Origin of the sequence: Alcaligenes sp. Me129 (assembly GCF_050487245.1) — a bacterium.
GTDB classification, from domain to species: Bacteria; Pseudomonadota; Gammaproteobacteria; order Burkholderiales; family Burkholderiaceae_B; genus Alcaligenes; species Alcaligenes phenolicus.
The window spans coordinates 186,182-200,148 of sequence record NZ_JBKQGX010000008.1 but is presented as its reverse complement, the minus strand read 5'-3'; the positions used below and the strand labels follow the sequence as shown (position 1 = coordinate 200,148).

17 protein-coding genes and 1 tRNA gene are annotated in these 13,967 nt (G+C 54.4%); 11 read left to right on the top strand and 7 right to left on the bottom strand.

The features are described from left to right. Positions 1 to 309: 309 nt before the first annotated feature. The 7 genes from nirJ to cobA are packed head-to-tail and all read right to left on the bottom strand — an operon-like array spanning position 310 to position 5,712. On the bottom strand, positions 310 to 1,443 hold the full coding sequence (gene nirJ, locus ACLPGZ_RS11005) for a heme d1 biosynthesis radical SAM protein NirJ (protein ID WP_429641231.1): 1,134 nt from the start codon (positions 1,441 to 1,443) through the stop codon (positions 310 to 312). 2 nt (positions 1,444 to 1,445) lie between these two features. Continuing rightward, positions 1,446 to 1,943, bottom strand: coding sequence for a siroheme decarboxylase subunit beta (gene ahbB, locus ACLPGZ_RS11000; protein ID WP_429641230.1), 498 nt, complete (start codon positions 1,941 to 1,943; stop codon positions 1,446 to 1,448). 1 nt (position 1,944) lies between these two features. Continuing rightward, entirely contained in the window at positions 1,945 to 2,430 is a 486-nt protein-coding gene (locus tag ACLPGZ_RS10995) for an Lrp/AsnC family transcriptional regulator (RefSeq protein WP_115633813.1), read from the bottom strand. Next, positions 2,423 to 3,418: a siroheme decarboxylase subunit beta gene (gene ahbB, locus ACLPGZ_RS10990; protein WP_429641229.1), complete on the bottom strand. Its 996-nt coding sequence runs from the start codon at positions 3,416 to 3,418 to the stop codon at positions 2,423 to 2,425. Before ahbB (ACLPGZ_RS10990) ends, ACLPGZ_RS10995 begins: the two co-directional genes overlap by 8 nt. Next, positions 3,399 to 4,559, bottom strand: coding sequence for a cytochrome D1 domain-containing protein (locus tag ACLPGZ_RS10985; RefSeq protein ID WP_429641228.1), 1,161 nt, complete (start codon positions 4,557 to 4,559; stop codon positions 3,399 to 3,401). Before ACLPGZ_RS10985 ends, ahbB (ACLPGZ_RS10990) begins: the two co-directional genes overlap by 20 nt. Continuing rightward, positions 4,556 to 4,879, bottom strand: coding sequence for a c-type cytochrome (locus ACLPGZ_RS10980; RefSeq protein WP_230940548.1), 324 nt, complete (start codon positions 4,877 to 4,879; stop codon positions 4,556 to 4,558). Before ACLPGZ_RS10980 ends, ACLPGZ_RS10985 begins: the two co-directional genes overlap by 4 nt. Before the next feature lie 50 nt (positions 4,880 to 4,929). Further along, positions 4,930 to 5,712 (bottom strand): uroporphyrinogen-III C-methyltransferase, encoded by a 783-nt coding sequence (gene cobA / locus ACLPGZ_RS10975; RefSeq protein WP_060185203.1) that lies wholly within the window; start codon positions 5,710 to 5,712, stop codon positions 4,930 to 4,932. 574 nt (positions 5,713 to 6,286) lie between these two features. On the opposite strand from cobA, the gene ACLPGZ_RS10970 reads away from it, so the two are divergent. The 11 genes from ACLPGZ_RS10970 to ACLPGZ_RS10920 all read left to right on the top strand — a co-directional run bounded on the left by ACLPGZ_RS10970 (position 6,287) and on the right by ACLPGZ_RS10920 (position 13,784). Next, entirely contained in the window at positions 6,287 to 6,559 is a 273-nt protein-coding gene (locus ACLPGZ_RS10970) for an HU family DNA-binding protein (protein WP_003799450.1), read from the top strand. Between the two features lie 91 nt (positions 6,560 to 6,650). Further along, a tRNA-Val gene (locus ACLPGZ_RS10965) sits at positions 6,651 to 6,726 on the top strand. Between the two features lie 396 nt (positions 6,727 to 7,122). Continuing rightward, positions 7,123 to 7,332, top strand: a complete 210-nt coding sequence (locus ACLPGZ_RS10960; RefSeq protein ID WP_009461560.1) for a cold-shock protein — start codon at positions 7,123 to 7,125, stop codon at positions 7,330 to 7,332. 239 nt (positions 7,333 to 7,571) lie between these two features. After that, entirely contained in the window at positions 7,572 to 7,913 is a 342-nt protein-coding gene (locus ACLPGZ_RS10955; RefSeq protein WP_321290815.1) for an MBL fold metallo-hydrolase, read from the top strand. Between the two features lie 27 nt (positions 7,914 to 7,940). After that, positions 7,941 to 8,555: an MBL fold metallo-hydrolase gene (locus ACLPGZ_RS10950; RefSeq protein WP_203145756.1), complete on the top strand. Its 615-nt coding sequence runs from the start codon at positions 7,941 to 7,943 to the stop codon at positions 8,553 to 8,555. Between the two features lie 214 nt (positions 8,556 to 8,769). Beyond that, complete coding sequence (locus ACLPGZ_RS10945; RefSeq protein ID WP_429641227.1) at positions 8,770 to 9,042, top strand: hypothetical protein; 273 nt, start codon at positions 8,770 to 8,772, stop codon at positions 9,040 to 9,042. Positions 9,043 to 9,073: 31 nt separating this feature from the next. After that, positions 9,074 to 9,661, top strand: coding sequence for a class I SAM-dependent methyltransferase (locus ACLPGZ_RS10940; protein ID WP_321290814.1), 588 nt, complete (start codon positions 9,074 to 9,076; stop codon positions 9,659 to 9,661). A 151-nt stretch (positions 9,662 to 9,812) separates the two neighbouring features. Further along, a complete protein-coding gene (locus ACLPGZ_RS10935) occupies positions 9,813 to 10,832 on the top strand; it encodes a sulfate ABC transporter substrate-binding protein (RefSeq protein ID WP_060185199.1) in 1,020 nt (339 codons plus the stop codon). Between the two features lie 25 nt (positions 10,833 to 10,857). After that, positions 10,858 to 11,772: a sulfate ABC transporter permease subunit CysT gene (gene cysT / locus ACLPGZ_RS10930; RefSeq protein ID WP_429641226.1), complete on the top strand. Its 915-nt coding sequence runs from the start codon at positions 10,858 to 10,860 to the stop codon at positions 11,770 to 11,772. Beyond that, a complete protein-coding gene (gene cysW, locus ACLPGZ_RS10925; RefSeq protein WP_429641225.1) occupies positions 11,769 to 12,668 on the top strand; it encodes a sulfate ABC transporter permease subunit CysW in 900 nt (299 codons plus the stop codon). Before cysT ends, cysW begins: the two co-directional genes overlap by 4 nt. A gap of 18 nt (positions 12,669 to 12,686) precedes the next feature. Continuing rightward, positions 12,687 to 13,784, top strand: coding sequence for a sulfate/molybdate ABC transporter ATP-binding protein (locus ACLPGZ_RS10920; RefSeq protein ID WP_009461727.1), 1,098 nt, complete (start codon positions 12,687 to 12,689; stop codon positions 13,782 to 13,784). Positions 13,785 to 13,967 lie beyond the last annotated feature (183 nt).

Below are 13,967 nucleotides of genomic sequence, written 5' to 3'. Positions count from 1 at the left end.
TGTTGTTGTTGTTGTTGTTGTTGTTGTTGTTGTTGTTGTTGTTGTTGTTGTTGTTGTTGTTGTTGTTGTTGTTGTTGAGTGAGGCAAGATCGCTTGCCTCACTTTTTTTGGCCTTTCGATTCAGGTCTGTTTAGCCTGGTGCTCACCGCCTGTGGTGTCTTGATTCTGTACGTGTTTCCCCACAGCAATTCACCTGATTCTATTGGGGCGCTGAGTGTTGTGTTGAGGCTTTAGACGGCAGGGGGGGGGAGCCGTAGCTCCAGAACTGTGGCTGAGTAAAAAAGCTCTAGCTAATCGTTTGGAAAGTCTTCAGACAGTGATTTCCTGATCGTTGAGATAGCATCCCGGATCTTCTGCCCACACGTTGCCTGTGCTTTTTTCTGCCCGAGTGCGCGTATTGCCATTGCAGATATCCAGGTAGGCACAGCCAGCACAGCGCCCCTGTACAGGCCTGGGTCGTTGCCGCAGGCCTGTCAGCAAGGGATCTTGATCGTTGGACCAAATCTCCGAGAAAGGCCGTTGCAACACGTTTCCAAGGCTGTAATGCCACCACATGGTGTCGGGATGAACATTGCCACGGTTATCGATGTTCGCAATTCCTTGGCCGGAGGAATTGCCTCCCCATTGGCGCAACATAGTCAGAATTTTGGGAGCTTGCTCGGGGTAATGCCGTCGCACCCAGTGCAGAAAGAAAACACCGTCAGCATCGTTGTTGCCCGAGGTGAACTCTTTGGGTTTGCCGGCTTTTTGATAGGTCATGCAGGTTGTGAAAAGCTGCTCCATAGCCTGCCGGGTGACGGCGTGGTGACTGGACAGGGCGCGGTTGCCCAAACCCCGACCTGCATAGTTCAAATGAGAGAGATAAAAGCGGTCGATTTGTTCCTGCTCCATCACAGCCAGCAGGCCATTTAGATCAACTGCATTTTCTTGAGTCAGGGTAAAGCGCAGGCCTACTTTCAACTGTTTTTCACGGCATAGTCTCAAGCCGTGCAAGGAGGCTGCGTAGGCTCCGTCCTCTCCACGAATTCGGTCATGGCGGGCCTGCAAACCGTCCAGGGAGATGCCTACGTAGTCAAAGCCGCAGTCGGCAATCTGATCAATATTTTGCTCAGTTATCAAGGTGCCGTTGGACGATAGTCCTACGTACATGCCCAGTGTTTTCGCACGTCGGCCCAAGTCGTAAATATCTGGGCGCAGCAAGGGTTCGCCGCCGGACAGGATCAGGGCGCGTACACCGAATTGATGCAGGTCATCCATGACAGTGCAGACTTGTTCGTAGCTCAGCTCGCCAGGGAAGTCCTTGTTGGTAGAGGCAGAGTAGCAGTGGCTGCAATGCAGATTGCAACGACGTATCAGATTCCAGATCACCACAGGGGCCTTGTTGGCGCGTGTCGGCGCAACAGGAGCGTGCAGGGCAGCAACAAAACGGGATATCCGGAACATGCTCAAGGCCTCCGTAGACGCAGGCCGGTCTTTTTAAGAATGGCCGTGGAAAACAAAATATCGTGATCGTGCAGGACGCCAGGAAAGCGCTGCGATATTTGCAGGCTGATGCTCTGTGCCTGGGCACGTACCGTGTCATGGTCCTTGCCATGCAGCATGGCGAACAGGTTGTATGGCCACTGGGGTAGACGACGCGGACGACGATAGCAGTGGCTGACTCCGGCTTGCGAGCCTAGCCATGTACCGACTAGGTCCAGCTTGTCGTCCGTGATATTCCAGACGCACATGCCATTGGCTACGTAGCCCAGAGCATAGTGATTGGGGATGGCTGCAATGCGCCGTATCAAGCCTTGGTCCAGCATGGTTTGAAACTGCTTCATGACATAAGCTTCGGATACACACAACTCTTGCGCCAGTTTTAGGTAGGGCTGTGGCTCTATCGCCAAACCCCGCTGCGAGGCATGGATCAGTGCGGTATAGGCGGGATTCAAATGCACCATATCAAAGCTCCAGTTTCAGGCTTAGGGCGTATTCCTGCTCTTTGGGAAAAGCAAAGACGGGTAGGCCGGTTTCAGCTTCGATTGTCTTCAGGCAGGATTCGATGTCTTGCGGTGTTGCCGTAGCCAGTACAAACCACATATTCAAGGCATGGGCGCGCCGGTAGTTGTGAGCGACTTCAGGATGGCGGTTGACGGCTATGACGGTACTGTCCCAGCGTTTTTCCGGTACGGCCATAGCGACCAGGCAATAAGCACCGCCTAAAGCCTCGATCTGGAAGAGGGGCCCAAAGCGGGTCAATATCCCGGATTGACGCAAGTGCTGGACACGAGCAATCAAGGCAGACTCGCTCAAGGCAAAATCAGGTGCCAACTGTGCAAAGGGGCGGGAGCAGATGGGGAAACCATCTTGCAAGCGATTCAGAATGTGGCGATCGGTGTTGTCCAGTTCAATCGGCGCATGCAATGGTGGGGTGTGATGATCAGTCATGATGAGCCGGGCTAAGCAGTGCGCCTCGTTGTTTGAAGCAGCGAGTGGAGAACAACACTTCCTGCGGGAGCTGACCCAAGTCAAAACGATTATTCAACTCCGCATGGTTTGTCAGTACGTCCTGACGGTTTTTGCCATGAATCATGCAAAACAGATTGTGATTCCAATGTGGCGGGCAGGGTTGCCGCTGATAGCACAGCGTGATGCCGTCTTGCCTGGCCAGCTCCTCGCCTAGGGCATCAATGCGATGCTTGTCTACCGTCCAGACACACATGGCATTGGCTTGGTAGCCCAGTTTTCGATGGCGCAGGACCACGCCAAATCGCCGGAATATGCCTTGTTCCAGAAAGCCGCGTAGCTGTTGCAGCACTTGTTTCTCGCTGATCTGTACTTGCTCCGCCCAAGGCTTGAAGGGGTCGGCTTGAATCTTCAAACCTTGCAAAGAACACTCCAGCAGTTTGCGTTCAGTACTGCCTAATGCGGGCAGCCCCTTGCTTGGCGACAAGGGGCTGGTGCTCTTGGTATGTGGGACAAGGCTAAACCCCAGGTCAATGTGATAGGCCCGGATCATGGGCAAGGACAAGGGCAACAAGCCAGTATGTTCAGCGATGTGCTCCAAGGCCGCCTGCCGTTCTTGTTCATTCGCACAGGTCAGCACAAACCAGAGATTAATGGTGTGTTCGCGCTCGTAGTTGTGGTTCGCGGCGGGCAGGGCACTGATCCAGTCTGCAACCGTGTTCAGATCCTTGGTGGGCACATGCATGCCCACCAAAGTGCTGCTCATACAGGCAGGGTTCAGTACTGGCCCGATACGGCTGATGATGCCTTGGTCTTGCCAGCGTTGCAGGTAGTCCATCACGGCTTGTTCGCTAAGCCCCAAAAGCAGTCCCAGCTTGCGGAACGGTCGGGGTTCCAAGGGGAAGCCATGTTGCCAGGCGTTCAATAGTTGAAAGGCAGAAGGGGAAAGATCAGAAACCAATGCGACCACTCCGATGCGTAAAAAACACTCCACTCGGGTGCTGAATATCCAGGCTGTCCAGACGCTTGAAATTGTGGGTGTCGTACACACTGACCTTGTTGTCGTCTCGCGCTGAAATCCAGACAGCTTCACCCCTAGGGGTGAATTCCATGTGGAGAACGGCTTTGCCTACGTCCAAGGTTTGAACCACTTCCAGGGTGGCGACATCAATTACCTGTACCTTGTCGTTGTCTGGAAAAGCGAAGTTCACCCAGACCTGACGGCCATCGGGCTGAGCCATGACAAAAACGGGTTGTCCATGAACCGGAATGCGAGTTTTCTCTTGCCAGTTCACGGTGCTGGCGACCAGAACCTCATGGCGTCCAATAGCTGGTAAAAACAAGTCCTGACCAGCCAAGGACCAGCCCCGTAGATGCGGCATTTTGTAGACGGGCAGGGCGGTCTCTCCCCGGCCATAGCCTTGCAAGATTTTTTGGACTCCCCTTTCTGGGTTCCACAAATCCAGCATGGCCAGGGCATCCTCGCCAAACAGACCGGCAATGTAGTAACGCCCATCTGGAGTGACCATGGCATCGTAGGGCTGGCGACCCGCTGCAAAACGTCGTGTTGTGGGGCGTAAGGGGTCGGACAGGTCGGTCAGCCAGATTTCACCTGCTTCGAACAAGGAGTAGGCAAATTGCTGATTGGGTAAGTCAGCCAGGCCAACCACTTTGGCGCGTTTGTTGGGGGCGTAGTAAGACGGGACTTCACTGATCAAGGCCAGGGTGTCCGCATCAAAAACCTTGATGCCACCCGGTTCGTAGTTTTGCACCACAATCAGCTTGCCATCCTGGGAGATGGCGCCACCTATGGCATTGCCGGACTGAATGACGCGATGGACTAGAGCTTGTTGAAGCAGGTCCACTTTGCTCAGCCCACCATCGCGTCCAAAGACATAGCCATAACGCCCATCGCGTGAGTAGGTGATATGGGCGTGAGACAGATCGCCCAACCCCTCAATGCGTGCCAGGCGGCTGCGATGACTGGTTTCAATGACGGCGACACTGCCCTTCGCGCGTTCCACAATCAAGCCCAGGTCATTAGTGCCGCGTAGTGGGTTGGCACAGCCGCTTAAAGCGACAAGCAGGCCTAGAGTCATCAGTGCTTTCATGGTGCTGCATCCGATTCATGGAGAAGAAATTGAGCCAGCCAGAGACTTTCTACTGGCTGCAAGAAGCGGTTCCAGGCAGGCATGGCTGTTCCGGGACGCCCCTGCATGATCGTCAGGGCGATCTGCTGTGCGCTTTGCCCCTGCAAGGCATCAGCCGTTAAAGCAGGCCCCAGGCCTCCTTTCAGGAGTAAGCCATGGCATGAGCCGCATTCTTGATGAAGCAGCGTTCGTAAAGAGGCTTGCCGCTCCGGTGTCAAAGCTGTTTCATCAGCAGCGGCTTGTTGTGGCCAAAGAAGGGAGAGCAGCACGGTTAGCCACATGCTGCCAAGAAGCTGCCTGCCACTGAGTTTGAAAGGGAGGTGCAAACCTTTCACATCACGGCCCAGGAGGGTTCGCAGGCCAGGGCATCTTGCGTGTTTGAGGCGGGTTGCGGGTAATCCGGATGCAACTGCACCACCTGGCCGATAATCAACAAGGCCGGGGGACTGAAGGTTTGCGCAAGCTGTGGAAGTGTTTGCAAAGTACCCAAGCCCCAGCGCTGGCTTTTAAGCGTGGCATCTTGTGCCAAGGCGATAGGCGTATGCGGGCTGCGCCCATGTTGAATCAAGGCCTGGGCAATATGGTTGCAATTGGCCATGGCCATGTAGAACACCAGCGTACAGGTGGGGTCAGACAAGGAGGCCCAGTTCAGTTCCAGCCCTTGGTTGTCGCGCAGGTGCCCGGTGATAAAGCGCACACTGCTGGCCAGCCCGCGATGGGTCAAGGGAATGCCTAGAGAAGCTGCACAGCCTGTAGCCGCTGTAATCCCGGGCACGACTTCAACCTGGACTCCATGTTGTTGCAGATACAGCTGCTCTTCGCCTCCACGGCCAAAAATAAAGGGATCACCGCCTTTCAAGCGGACAACGTGTTGATGGGTTCGGCTCAGCGACAAGAGCGTGTCGTTGATATCGTCCTGCATGCTGGGCTTGCAGGCGGCCACTTTACCGACGTCATGCAAGGTGGCCTCCGGGTTGATACAGCTCATGATGGCGCGGCTGACCAGGCGGTCATAGACCACCGCATCTGCATGTTGCAGCAGGTATAAAGCCCGTAGTGTGAGAAGTTCAGGGTCGCCAGGTCCCGCCCCAACCAAATAAACCTTGCCGTGCATCGCTGCGCTCCTTGACGGTAGCAAGTACCGAAAGACAGTCAAACAATGCAGAAAATTGTAGGAGGGCAGGCCGCTTCGATATGGGCATGGTTGGTGTTCAGGAGAGGGGTGCAGAAAGGAAGCTTCTGGCTCTCAGACAAGAAGGTAGGGTGGGGCTAAGTGCGAGGCATATAAGGAAATTTATGCGAGCGACGGCCCGCAGAGTTGCTGATGGACGAGCGCAAGTGCTTGAAAAAATGTTCAAAAACGCAGTATCAGCCAGCTAATTTTTTGGGGTTTCAAAGCCCAAATAACATATTTGAGGCAGCCTGTTAAGTTTCTCGATGCAAAATAGGGAAAGTCCTGCAACTTGTATCAACAGTGAGCAATGATGCGGGTTACAGGGGTTTTTTTGCTTGACACGGGTATTAAACGAAGGCTTAATACGCGGTAGCCAACCGGGGCACTTGTGCGCCCGGTAGCGATGACAGACGGTAGTGCTTGCTTGCCCTGTCGTTTGTCACTATTAAGTCTGACCGCCACAAACTGGTTCCCGCTGGGGGCCCGTAAAATAATTTTCAGGGGTATTTTCTCAATGAATAAAACCGAGCTTATCGAATTCATTTCCACCAAAGCCGATCTGTCCAAAGCTGACGCTGGTCGTGCACTGGATGCGTTTATCGATGCCGTGACCACCACGCTGAAAGAAAAAGATACGGTTACTCTGGTTGGTTTTGGCACCTTCGCTGTGTCGGAACGCGCTGCCCGTTCGGGTCGTAACCCACGTACCGGTGAAACTATCGAGATCGAAGGCGCAAACGTGCCCAAGTTCCGTCCCGGTAAGGCTCTGAAAGACGCTGTGAATTAATTTTTAAATTAATTTACGCAAAAGACTTGCAAAAAGAATTCTTTGGTCCTATAATTCTTTTTCTTCACAAGAAGAACGGCATCACAGAAATGGGTGCTTAGCTCAGCTGGTAGAGCGGCGCCCTTACAAGGCGTAGGTCGGGGGTTCGAACCCCTCAGCACCCACCATTTCTTTTGCTAGTCGAATCAAGCACTTAGGTGAAACTAAGTGCTTTTTTTGTGTCTGTTTGGTTTGTGTTTCAGGTCAATCCATACTAACGCTGCTCTATCAGGTTCGGGCCCTTGTGCTGCGATATAAGCATACTGAAACCATGTAAGCATTGGTAAGCCGCTTGTCGGAACGGCGTAGCCACGTAATCCCTGCTCGTAAGGCGCTGCAAGCGTTCATCAGATAAGGCAGGCGAACCAGCGTGGAACTTGGCGTGTTGACCTTAAGGTGCAGAGGCGGTTGCTGCATGAATGTCAGTGAGTGGCAGCTTAGTTTGTAACGGTGCTATCTATATATGCGGATAGCGTCCATAGTGTGTCCAGGGACATTTTTCCCCTGATTAATTAGGACATACATTGAAAACAGAAATTGGTATTGTGAAGTGGTTCAATAACGAAAAAGGCTTCGGCTTCATCATGCCGGAGAGTGGCGGTAAAGACCTCTTCGCGCACCACAGTGAAATTCAGGGTTCTGGGTTTAAATCTCTGGAGGAGAACCAACGCGTTTCCTTCGTTGCTGGCGTTGGTCAAAAAGGCCCTTGCGCTACCCAGATCCAAATCGTTTGACCCCCTGCTTGCCTGTCTAGGCAAGTGTAGCGTCGGTCGATAAAGCCGAACCCTTTGAAATATTGGGTTCGGCTTTTTCATTTATGTATCCCCTCCAGGTGGACATATTGTGCTTCTGTCCACTGCTCGCATGTATGGTATGAAGGTGCCCTAGGGAAATACCTAGCTGCATAGGAAATTGCATGTAATAACATATGAATGCCTAAGTAGTTTAGGCTTCAATAATAAGGAGAGGGGAAATGAGAATGCTGATAAAGACGTTGTGCGTCGGTCTTTTGCTGGGGGCCGCGTCGGTAAGTCAGGCTGGCAGTATGAAGGTGACTCTATTGGGAACGGGTACACCTGCGCCCTATGCAGATCGAGCAGGCCCGGCAACGTTGGTGCAGGCGGGCGAAGAAACCCTATTGTTTGATACGGGTCGCGGGGTGGCGACGCGGCTGTTTCAGAAAGGCGTTGCGCCCAATTCCATTACTGCACATTTCTTCACGCACTTGCACTCGGATCACACCGTAGGTTTGCCGGACTTATGGCTGACGGGCTGGTTTGGCCGACCCTGGCCAGGCCGGACATTGCCTTTGTAGATCTATGGCCCCAAGGGAAGCAAGACCATGACGGATTACCTGCCCAAAGCCTATGACGAGGATATTCGTATCCGTGTGCAGGATCAGGGTCTGCCGGTGGAGGGTGTGACCTTTGTGACCCAGGAGTTTGAAAAGGGCGGGGTGGTCTACAGCAAGAATGGGGTGACCGTGACGGCGGTGGAGGTTGATCACGGTGGTGAGCTAATTCCCGCTTTCGGCTTTATTGTGGAGTACGACGACAAGAAGGTAGCGATCTCCGGGGATGCGATGTATGACAAGCGCTTGATTGCTGCTGCCGCCAATGCAGATGCGTTTGTACATTCCGTGGCCTTGATTGATCCGGCCTTTTTGAAAGTCCGTCCCATCTTGAATGAAACGCTCAAGCATTTTGCGACGCCGGAGCAGGTTGGGCAGGTCTTTTCAGAGAGCAAGCCAAGGCTGGGAGTCTATACGCACATCGTGTTTTATTCGCCTGAGGGTGGCGCCACTATCCCCGAGCAAGTCCTGCTGGAGCGTACACGCACCACCTATCAAGGTCCGGTTGTGGCTGGTCGTGACTTGATGGAGTTTACGGTTGAAGACAAGGCGGTCCTTGTCTATGACGAGGCGGGCAAGGAACTGATGCAGGTGCCACGCCGATGATCTTGATTCGAGCGTTCCGCGTGAGAAGCTGAAATACGGGGAGTGGCGACACAGGCTTATTCCTGCAATTTGTCATGCCTCTCCCGTTTGAACTGCTGCCAGGCAAAGGCAAAGCACAGGCAAGGCAGCGATAATAGCAACAGCGGCCCGGTCTTGAGCGTAGCGGCTATTCAGGTAACACTACATCTTGTCGATATGCGGTCCTCGGGTCTTCATGAGCAAACTACTCTCTTGCCTGTCTCCTCTTGCCACCTTGATTCTGGCATGGCTGGCCTTTATGTTTCTTTTGTTTTTCCCGCCGCTATGGATCTTGTGGCCTGTGCTGGTCGTGTGCCTGGGCTGGATCAATTACAGAGGGATACGTTACGCATTGGGCAATAGTGACAAGTCCAAGTCCTGGCACCTTTGGTTCAATGTAGGCGAGTGCCTGTTGGCGGCGATTGTCCTGACTTTACTGGTCCGTGACCTTGACGTCCCAGCGACCTGATTTTTCCCCTTGTTGTACGAGAAACGTGTTTATGTATTCGGACCCTTGGCTTGATCGCTGGTTACCCTTGATCGCTCAACGTGAGATTTCTTCGCCGGTACTGGAGATAGGCTGTGGTTTTGGTGACGATACGTTGACCTTGACCCAGGCAGGATTGACGGTGATGGCTTTTGACCTCTTACCCGAATGTGTGGCAATCGCGCAGCAGCGCGCTCCCGAGGCCCTGATTGAGTGCAGGGATACGCGAGGTTCCTGGCCGGAGGCGGCGAATAATCTTGATCTGGTCCTGGCCAGCTTGTCCCTGCATTATTTTCCATGGGATGAAACCCAGGCCATTGTGCGCAGAATCTGGAATAGCTTGCGGCCTGGTGCTTTGTTTTTATGTCGTCTGAACTCCACCGAGGATGTGAATTTCGGTGCCGGGCAGGGCGAGCTGATTGAAGCCAACTTCTATCGCGACCAAGGCAATTGCAAGCGTTTCTTTGATCAGGCCAGCGTAGAGCAGTTATTTGGGGCCGAATGGCGCCGGATTTCTGTCCAGCACATGACATCGCACAAATATATAAAGCAAAAAGCGATGTGGGAGCTGGTGTTGGAAAAAGGGCAGTTGCCAGGCTGATTCCCGTACTCTGAGCATCCTGGATCTGGCAGCCGTTGCGGTCCCCTCCATCTCCCCGCTATATCTAACCAAAGAATCGGTATTTAGCCGGGTGTAACACCCTTGCTAGACTCGTTCTCATTGCTTGGAAATGGTTTCTAGGGGATGGGAAATGAAGCGGATTCAACAGAAGTGGAAGGGCGTTCGGGCAGGGGCTTTGCTGGCGTTGGTGCTGGCGGCGGCAACGGCTGTTGCAGCCGAGGTCAGCATTCTGAATGTTTCGTACGACCCAACGCGTGAACTGTACGCTGAATTTAACAAGGCTTTCCAGGCGCATTACAAAGAGCAAACGGGTGACAGTGTAGTCATCCGTAGTTCCCACGGTGGTTCCAGCAAGCAGGCCCGTACCGTGATTGATGGCGTGCCCGCTGATGTGGTGACGCTGGGTATTTCATCCGATATTGATCAGATCGCTCAGTCCGGTTTGCTGGACAAGGGCTGGCAGGCTCGCCTGCCGGACAACAGTACGCCTTACACCTCCACGATTGTCTTGCTGGTGCGCAAGGGTAATCCCAAGGGGATTCACGACTGGAACGACTTGATTCGCTCTGATGTAAAGGTGGTTACGCCCAATCCTAAAACCTCGGCGGGGGCGCGTTGGAACTATCTGGCGGCCTGGTTGTACGCTCTGAAGCAAGGCAATGGGGATGAAGCGCAGGCCCGTGACTTTGTGGCCAAGCTGTATCGCAACGTCAGCGTGCTGGATTCCGGTGCGCGTGGATCGACCACAACCTTTGTGGAGCGGGGCATTGGCGATGTATTGATTGCCTGGGAGAACGAGGCGCTCTTGTCCGTCAAGGATCTGGGGCCCGATCGCTTCGATATTGTGGTGCCTTCCAGCAGCATTCTGGCCGAGCCGCCCGTGGCGCTGGTAGATGCCAATGCCGCCAAGCATGGCACGGAAAAAGTGGCTCAAGCCTATCTGGAATATCTGTATAGCCCGGAAGGTCAGGAAATCGCCGCCCGTCATTTTTACCGTCCTCGCCTGGAGTCGGTGGCCGCCAAGTACCGCGATCAGTTCCCGGCGTTGAAACTGTACAAGGTTGACGATGAGCTGGGCGGTTGGACTCAGGTTCAGGCCAAGCACTTTGCGGATGGTGGCGTGTTCGACAGCATCTACTTGAGCAAGTAACACCACTATCACCGAGGACCGTTCGATGTCACGGGCTCGTCTTTGGGGATTTCTGCCCGCTGCTCGCAAGCAGCGGGCTTTGCCAGGCTTTGGCTTGACCATGGGTTTGTCCATCAGCTATTTGAGCCTGATTGTTCTGATCCCCTTGTCTGCTGTTTTGCTCAAGACCACCTCCATGGGTTGGTCGGCCTTTTGGGAAACCATCAGTGCTGCACGCGTCTTGGCTTCCTTGAAACTGACCTTTGGGATGGCCGCTTTGGCGGCGTTGATCAATGGTGTATTTGGCTTGATTCTGGCCTGGGTCCTGGTGCGTTACCGCTTTCCGGGTCGTCGAATTGTGGATGCCTTGATTGATCTGCCCTTTGCCTTGCCAACGTCGGTGGCCGGGATTTCCTTGGCGGCGATTTATGCGCCCACGGGCTGGATCGGTTCCTGGGCTGAACCTTATGTTGGGCAGATTGCCTTTACCCCTTGGGGTGTGCTGATCGCCCTGGTTTTTATTGGACTGCCCTTTGTTGTGCGTACCGTGCAGCCGGTTCTGGAAGAGCTGGAACAGGAGCAGGAGGAGGTCAGTGCTTGCCTGGGGGCCGATCGCTTCCAGACGGTCACCAAGGTGATTCTGCCCGCTATCTTGCCCGCCTGCTTGACGGGCGTAGCGCTGGCTTTTGCCCGTGCGGTGGGTGAGTACGGTTCCGTGATTTTCATTGCCGGTAATGTCCCTATGGTTTCGGAAATTACACCCTTGCTGATCGTGATCAAGCTGGAGCAGTTTGACTATGCCGGAGCCTCGGCGCTGGCCGTTTTGATGATGGTGCTGTCCTTCATTATCCTGCTGGCGATCAATCGCTTGCAGTGGTACTTGCAGTCGCGTCATTCGGGCCAGGCTAGTGGCAAGGCAGCCAAGGTGGCAGCGCCTTTGACTTTGGAGGGCGCACGATGAGCAGCCTGACGATGGATTCATCTGTGCAGGCGGTGCCGGTACATACGGCGCGCTTGCGGGCGGCGCAGGATGAAGGTCCGGCCGTCAAAGCCTTATTGATTGGCATTGCCTTGCTGTTCTTTGTGCTGTTCTTTGTGCTGTTCTTGCTCCTGCCTTTGATCCTGGTCTTCATGACGGCTTTTAGCCGGGGCATCATGCCGTATCTGTCCGCCTTGAGCGAGAGCGATACCTTGCATGCTGCCAGCCTGACAGTTCTGGTTGCCGTGATTGCCGTACCTTTGAATATCGCGTTTGGTCTGGCCGCCTCCTGGGCGATTGCGCGTTTTGAGTTCCGTGGCAAAAGCATTCTGACGACGCTGATCGACCTGCCGTTCTCGGTATCACCTGTCATTGCCGGTTTGATGTTTTTACTGATTTTTGGTCGCCAAGGCCCATTTTGGGATTGGCTGGACGCTAATAACATTCGTATCGTATTTGCCTTGCCCGGTTTGGTTTTGGCGACTTTGTTTGTCACTTTCCCTTTTGTGGCGCGTGAGTTGATTCCGCTGATGCAAATGCAGGGCAGCGAAGAAGAGCAGGCTGCGCGAGTGCTAGGGGCCAATGGCAGGCAGATGTTCTGGCGGGTGACTCTGCCCAAGATCAAGTGGGGCCTGCTGTATGGCGTGATTCTGTGCAATGCCCGTGCCATGGGCGAATTTGGGGCGGTGTCGGTGCTATCGGGCCATATACGGGGCCAGACCAACACCCTGCCTTTGCATGTAGAGATTGAGTACAACGACTATCACACGGTGGACGCTTTTGCGGCGGCTTCGGTGCTGGCGGTCTTGGCTTTACTGACGTTGGCGCTTAAATTGTGGGCCGAGCGCAAAATGGTTCAAGACGGTCATCGTGGATGATCGCATTCGGAGTTCATTATGAGTATCGAAGTTCGTCATCTATCTAAACAGTTTGGTGCGTTTACGGCACTGGGTGATGTGACATTGGATTTCCCAGCGGGCGAGCTGGTGGCTTTGCTGGGGCCGTCGGGCTGCGGCAAGACGACCTTGCTGCGTATCGTGGCTGGCCTGGAACATGCGGATGCGGGTCAGGTGCTGATCAACGGCAAGGATGTGGCTGCTGTGGGCACGCGTGATCGCCAGGTGGGTTTTGTGTTCCAGCACTATGCCTTGTTCCGCCACATGACGGTGTTTGAAAACGTCGCCTTTGGTCTGCGCATCAAGCCACGCAAGCAGCGCTTGCCCGAAGCCCAGATTCGTCAGCGTGTGCACGAGCTGTTGGAGCTGGTGCAGCTGGATTGGCTGGCCGATCGCTACCCGGCGGCCTTGTCGGGTGGCCAGCGGCAGCGTATTGCTCTGGCACGTGCCTTGGCGGTGGAACCGGGTGTCTTGCTGTTGGACGAGCCGTTTGGTGCCTTGGATGCCAAGGTGCGCAAGGAACTGCGTTCCTGGCTGCGTCGTCTGCATGATGACCTCCATATCAGTACCTTGTTTGTGACGCACGACCAGGAAGAGGCCATTGAAGTGGCTGATCGTATTGTGGTGCTCAATAAAGGCCGGGTTGAGCAGGAAGGCGCCCCGCAGGATGTCTATAACCACCCTGCCAGTCCTTTTGTGTATGAGTTCCTGGGGGCGGCGAATCGCTTGCCGGGTCAGTTCCAGCACGGACGCTTTGTGGCTGATCCTCAGTTGGGACAATTCGAGTCCAATCAGGCCTTGAATGCTCAGGATGCGGGTCAGGGGGAAGCAGTAGGCTATGTGCGCCCGCATGACCTGGATTTACAGCGTCAATTGGATGGCCAGGGCATCGTCGTGGCCGTGCAGCGCATTATTCCCTTGGGGGCGACAGTACGGGTTGAACTGGCCTTGAACGAGGGCGAGCGTGCCTGGGAAGCCGAGTTCGATCATCAGCGTTGGTCGCAGCTGGGCTTGCGGCCGGGTGAGCGGGCTTTGGCCTTGCCACGCAAGTTCAGCGCTTTCCCTATCGAGTCTCAAACCGAAGCGCGATTGTCCTGATTTTTTGCAAATTATTCGCAACAGGCTGACCCTAGGTCAGCCTGTCTGCGTTAGTATCTGGAGGTTTTTTGCAGGGCGGATTGGAGCAGGAAATATTACAGGAATTTAGTATTGAGAATCATTCCTGTTTCTGTTAAGATTCGATACCTCACTGGGCATCCTGTCCGGTCCCGTCATGGTCCA